Annotated in this window: 6 protein-coding genes; all 6 read left to right on the top strand. The window is 47.5% G+C overall.

Going from position 1 to position 6,000, the window contains the following annotated elements; translation table 11 throughout:
• Positions 1 to 170 precede the first annotated feature (170 nt).
• Positions 171 to 1,121 carry a sigma-70 family RNA polymerase sigma factor gene (locus HY774_19030; GenBank protein ID MBI4750583.1) on the top strand — a complete coding sequence of 317 codons (951 nt, stop codon included), beginning with the start codon at positions 171 to 173 and terminating at the stop codon, positions 1,119 to 1,121.
• Between the two features lie 343 nt (positions 1,122 to 1,464).
• Entirely contained in the window at positions 1,465 to 1,842 is a 378-nt protein-coding gene (locus HY774_19025) for an STAS/SEC14 domain-containing protein (GenBank protein MBI4750582.1), read from the top strand.
• An 869-nt stretch (positions 1,843 to 2,711) separates the two neighbouring features.
• Positions 2,712 to 3,374: an HNH endonuclease gene (locus HY774_19020; GenBank protein MBI4750581.1), complete on the top strand. Its 663-nt coding sequence runs from the start codon at positions 2,712 to 2,714 to the stop codon at positions 3,372 to 3,374.
• Between the two features lie 704 nt (positions 3,375 to 4,078).
• A complete protein-coding gene (locus HY774_19015) occupies positions 4,079 to 4,309 on the top strand; it encodes a hypothetical protein (protein MBI4750580.1) in 231 nt (76 codons plus the stop codon).
• 474 nt (positions 4,310 to 4,783) lie between these two features.
• Complete coding sequence (locus HY774_19010) at positions 4,784 to 5,227, top strand: GNAT family N-acetyltransferase (protein ID MBI4750579.1); 444 nt, start codon at positions 4,784 to 4,786, stop codon at positions 5,225 to 5,227.
• Between the two features lie 51 nt (positions 5,228 to 5,278).
• Positions 5,279 to 5,884, top strand: a complete 606-nt coding sequence (locus HY774_19005) for a hypothetical protein (protein ID MBI4750578.1) — start codon at positions 5,279 to 5,281, stop codon at positions 5,882 to 5,884.
• The last annotated feature ends 116 nt before the right edge of the window (positions 5,885 to 6,000 follow it).

The following is a 6,000-nucleotide window of genomic DNA, read 5'->3' as shown; positions in this document are numbered from 1 at the left end:
GAGCAACAAGGGGTGACCTTTGGATCCGGTGGTAGGCCCAAAGCGGCCAACCGACCGGCTATCCGAACGGCAACGCTTCGCGGTGCAAGACCAAAACCTGGACGTGGCAGAACCGCCCCAGGAACTTATTTTTTAACGCTCCCTAACCACTAGCCACTTTTTTCATTCCCATGTTTCCTCCTGACGTCTATCAAGCTGAAAAGAAATTCCTCTGGGGGCTCTGTTATCGGATGACGGCCAATGCCGCCGATGCCGAAGATATTGTCCAGGAAACGTTTGTCCGGGCGATGGAGCGGCCTCCGCACAACACAAGCGACCCGTGGCGGCCCTGGTTGATCAGCGTGGCGATGAACCTCAGCCGGGACCATTTGCGGTGGCGACGAAGACGTGACTACAAAGGCTCGTGGCTCCCGACGCCGGTGCTGACCGAGGGGCAGGATGAAGATATTCTGTTTGAACTTCCGCCGGATTCGAGCCAGTCTCCAGCAACCCGATATGACCTGACGGAGAGCATTTCGCTGGCGTTCCTGGTGGCGCTCGAAGCGTTGACCCCGATGCAACGCGCCGTGTTGTTGCTGCGCGACGTGTTTGACTATTCAACCCTTGAAACAGCGGAAGTTCTGAAAACCAGCGAAGCGAACGTCAAAGTGGTGCTCCATCGGGCACGACGGGCCATGCAGGAGTATGACCACAAGCGGCTGCCGGTGCCGCAGGCACGCCAGAAAGTCACGCAAACAACGCTCGAACGATTTGTCCAGTGTCTGGCCCTGCGTGATGCCGCCGGGCTTGAGCAGTTATTGACTGAAGGCGTGGTGACCTTCTCAGACGGAGGCGGAGAAGTCCCCGCCGCGTTTGCGCCAATTCGCGGACGCGACCGGGTGCTGCGGTTCTTTATGGCTTTGACGAATGTCCAGGTCACCGAACCGCCGACGGTCTCATTTCAACTGGTCAACGGCCTGCCGGCGCTGGTGGTCGAATATGCGAAGCCACAACCCAACCGGGCCCAACGCTTTGTGCTGCAATGCGACGTCAACGAAGCGGGTCAGATTGTGCAGATTCATTCCATTTTGGCGCCGAGTAAGTTGAAGGCGGTGTTTGGTGCCTTATCCGAAATGTCGTAACCGACGTATGTTTTCCCTCGTCCTCAACGGAAAAATAAGTACCTTACCGAAAATTTCCAGACATTTTAACCACGAAACACACGAACTACACGAAAAGAATCAAACACTTACCAAACCCAATATCTCAGGAAACTTATGACAAGGTACTTAAAAGTAATTTCTCAATATCAATAGTTTGTTGGATTTTGAAGCCGTTGCCCACAGGCAACAGTTGGCTTACAGATCCTGATATGTGACAATACCGGAGCTTGATCATTGCGAATCTAAGCTCTGGCTCACTACAGTTCGGGATAATATTAGTGAACAATGAAAGGAAAGCCCGGTCATCAGAAGGAGTTCGGATATGCCAGGTGCCACTCAGAACCTGATTGAAAAAATCAACCACTTGCCACCTGACCAAATGGCGCAAGTTGAAGAGTTTGTGAATTCTCTTCAGGAGCGAAAGCCCTTGTTTTTTTCCAATGATGAGGCCATTTTGCTCAAGATCATCAAAGAAATGAACCGAAATCCCTTTCGGAAGCGACTCAAGGCGCTACGTGAAAAACTCCGAAACGAAACCATCACCGATGACGAACACACTGAACTACTTCGGTTAACTGAGCAAATTGAGCGAAGAAACGTTGATCGTGTCAGTGCTTTGGCTGACCTTGCCCGATTACGCGGTGTATCGCTTCCAGAAGTTATGGGGCAACTGGGAATCAAAAAGCCAAAATATGACTGACCGAATTTCTCCCAAATTGAAGGGCATTGTTGCCAAACGTGCCCAGTACGACAGCGAGGGTTAGGTATTGAATCCTGGTTGTGAGCCCAGGAACTGGGTGGAAGAGAATAGCCCCCGGTGCAACCGGGGGAATCGAACGCCTCCTCCTCCCAGCCGGCGAAGCAGGCGACAGATTCGAACGACGGCCATCCAGGTCAACCACCTTCACTCATCTACTTTCTCTCTGCCACCTGCTGCGCAGGCTGAGGAGGACAACTGGACAATCCCCCGGTTGCACCGGGGGCTATTGTCTACCACCTGCTTCGCAGGTTAAAACCAAAACCTTGCTGTAATATTAGTAATTTTTCAAATAATCAGTTGTCAAAAACTGGATCTATATTTAATATTTACTTATATTTCAAAGATTATTTCTGCCTTTACTTGTTGGATTCTAAGTAAATCACTTCACTACTGAAACTGTCGTTTCTTAGTCATCAAACCTAGCAACCATTTGTTAACCTAATCACTGGATGAATTTTATGTCTAAGGTATCACATTCAATAGATCCTGACCTTAACACCAGAAATTTAATTTTAAGGTTTGAAGATAAACTTCGAGATCAACACTATATACTCCGGTCGTCAACTCACCCAAGACGGTGGGTTGCGTTCTCCCCTAATAAAGTAAAATCCTACAATGAAAAGCTTTCAGGTAATTTTTGTCTTGTAATTGTTGGAAACGAGACTATTTCAAACGATTTTTATGCAATTCCATGGGTAGTAATAAAAGATATTTTTACGGAAGAAAATGTCTATCCTGCCCCAACTAAGAATGGGAAAGTGAATCCACGTTGGCAAATTCATCTTGAAGGTCCACCACATGTTTTTCAAATGGAGTTTGCAAAAGGTGATCCACGTACACGACCGATATTTGATGCTTCCAAATGGTATGGAAATACCTCAATTCTTACAGCAATTACCTCAAACTCATTACAGGTTGAGGAAATAATTGCTGATCTTGCATCCAAAATGGATTCAACTGGTGACTTCGAAATCAGCAGCATTAAGGAATCGCGCGAAAAGGTATTGACAGAAATCGTTCGACGACGAGGTCAACCAAAATTTCGGAAAATGTTGCTTGATGCCTATGGTGGCTGCTGTGCATTTTCAGGATGTTCAGTAGAGGCAGTTTTGGAAGCAGCCCATATCCATCCATACAAAGGGCCTTTAACAAATCATCCTCAGAATGGGTTATTGCTAAGGACTGATCTACACACTTTGTTTGATTTGGGTCTTCTAACCGTAAACACGGATAATATGACAATAGTCATAGACCCAAAACTTGCCAATACTGAATACGCTCAGTTCTCAGGTAAAAAACTGCACCTTCCAAGTGAGATTTCAATGAGACCCAGTGTTGATGCACTGAACGCCCATCATCATAGAAAAGGTCAAATCGTCAAAGACCTGGAAATTCTCAATCGGCGTGCGGACAACCTCAATGCCGAAGCGGAAGACGTCCTCGCCTACCAAATCAACAATGTGGATTGTTGAACTGATCGATCAAAATTCAATCTAAAAAATCAATGAACCCAACCAGCCAAGATAATTTCAACTTTGCATTTGGTGCTTTGCTTGGCGCCTGTATCGGTGATGCCGCCGGGGCAACGCTTGAATTTTTAGGCCGAACTCCGACTCAGGAAGAAGTACGCCGCGCGGGCACGGGAACATTTGCTGGTCACCGTTGCCGCGAAGGAATAATCAGGTTCAGGAGTATGTCCCTTGTCAGAAGTTTCCTGAGAGATTGGAATTTTATAGGTGTTTGATCTTTTTCGTTTTTTTCGTGGTTAAAAACGCCTTGGGATTTTCGGTAAGGCACTTATAAATGCCAGGATATGGGAAGCCAGCCGTTTGCTCTCCAAAGGAGCATATGGCATTCCAGACATTCAACCCGGAGGTTTAACCCAATGACTCGATATTGTTCTTGTGGCGGTGCAAATGGCAGTTGCTATAAATGTTCTGGCACAGGCATCCTTCCGGTCTCAACTGACGATAGGCCACCGAGAAAGCTACTTCGTCAAACGAAGCAACCAAAAGGTGGATGGGTCATTTGCGAACACTGCACGTCGCCTGTTTTGGAAAAAAACTATCCCAGACATTTAACAAAGATCCACTCCCCCGGTTTGAAACCAGTTCAAGCCTCACCATCAAAGGCGACACAGCCATCTGTTCCCCGTCAGCCGGTTCAAAAGTTGCCCTTGCCATCTTCAGTCAGCCGTCCAGCGCCCGAAACCAGAATATTTCAAATCCAGGGAGATCTGCGAATCAACCTGGTCAAAGGTCTGGAACAGGGCCGACAATCAGCCCAATCAAATACAGATTCCGCCGAAGTTGATACCAACAAAGGGCTCGGATATTTTCGCCGAGAAGCAGGCAAGTTTGGCTCCTACCCATTGTGTGATGATTATTCGGAAGAATCAGAACCTTGAACCTCCCCGCCCTACCGCTTCGCGGTTGAGGTCGGTGCTTTCTCGCATTTTTTCTGGTAAAAGATTGAAACCCGGATAGATTCAGCCAGTGTCAGACCACTTTGGAATGAATACGTCGTATTATGGGCAAGCTAAGCCATTGAAAAAATTGAATTTCCCTGCCCCCTGACCCCGATACCCTGACCCCAAATTGGTATGAGAAACAACGCTTTGATTCAGTTTAAAAGGAGAAAGCCACGCATGAAATTCTTTGTATCTGGTCTTTTTTGTGTTCTTTTCACTTCGCCAGTTTTTACCCAACAACCAGACTGTCAAGAAAGGTTGCCTTCACCCGAAAAAGCGGAACTCTTGACTCTTCCCGTTCCAACAAAGAATTATTGACGGATGAGCGATTTGAGGATTTAAACTCAGGTAGCCCAGTTAGAAGCAATCCAATTCCGAAGCGCCCCTCATTACCCTGAACAGGTATCCACCATGAGTATTGAAATCAAAATCCTGAGCGAAAACGAAGAAAGCATTCTCAACCACATTGCCCCGAATGTTTTTGACTATCCGCTTGATGTGGAGCGCACCCGTGAATTCTTGAAAGACCCGCGCCATCATCTGGTGGTTGCCATTGATCAGGCACAGGTGGTTGGGTTCATTTCTGCGGTTCATTACGTCCACCCTGACAAACCCAACCCGGAACTGTGGATCAACGAAGTCGGTGTGGCCCCAACTCATCACGGCCAGGGAATTGGAAAAGCCATGATGAAGTCACTTTTGAATCTGGCTCGCGAATTGAACTGCTCCGAAGCCTGGGTGCTGACTGAACGAACCAACCTCCCGGCGATGAAGCTCTATGCCTCAACCGGCGGCCAGGAAGCACCAATCAATGCTGTGATGTTTAACTTTTTCCTCAGTGATACTTCCAAATAGCAATCTGGGGAAATCACTCCTGAGATCAACTTACTGCCAAAAGAGGAAACTATGCGTACGCTTCTGATCATGTTACTCCTTGGGTCAGGGATTCTGGCCACATCGCACAGTGCATTTTCCCAGAACAAAAAATCTGAAGAACCTTTAAAAACCGGGATTGTCTACGGGTATGACCACACGTTTGCCATTACGGCCCCTGACGGATGGGTACTCGATAATCAGGCTGGCGTTCCCGATGGATTACACGCGGTGTTCTATCCAGTCGGTGAATCCTGGCCGAATGCTTCCGCCGTGATGTATGCCTCAGTTGCGTCGAAGGAAGAGGAACACCGCTCGTTTGAGCAAATCATTGACGATGATGTGGCTGGTTTTCGAGAAGCGAGCGGCAATGGTATTGCCCGAGAAATCGGAAAGGAGAAAACAGCCGATGGAGCACCGGTCAGAATCTGGCATTTTGAAAATTCCAAACAAGGCCGGATTGAACAGGTGGCTTTTATCGAAGAAAGCAAAGTGGTGGTAATGCTGTCTTACTCAGCATCGAGCAAGAAAGCCTACGAGAAAACGTCTTCGGCTCTCAAAGAGCTTTTAAAGAGTTACCGATTCCTGACTGACAAAGTCATCATTGATGGAGAATTGGAAAAATCGAAAACGCCCTGAAATACTTCAACCCCTGTTGCTGAAAGAAAAACTGATCAATGATTTTTCACAGTCATCTTTTTGACTCCAAATAACTTCTCAATCTCCAAACCCCACCTCACGACAGGAGGCCCGGT

The sequence above is a fragment of the Acidobacteriota bacterium genome (assembly GCA_016208495.1).
Classification (GTDB): domain Bacteria; phylum Acidobacteriota; class Blastocatellia; order Chloracidobacteriales; family Chloracidobacteriaceae; genus JACQXX01.
The sequence above is the reverse complement of the archived record's forward strand: the minus strand, read 5'-3'. Positions and strand labels throughout refer to the sequence as shown.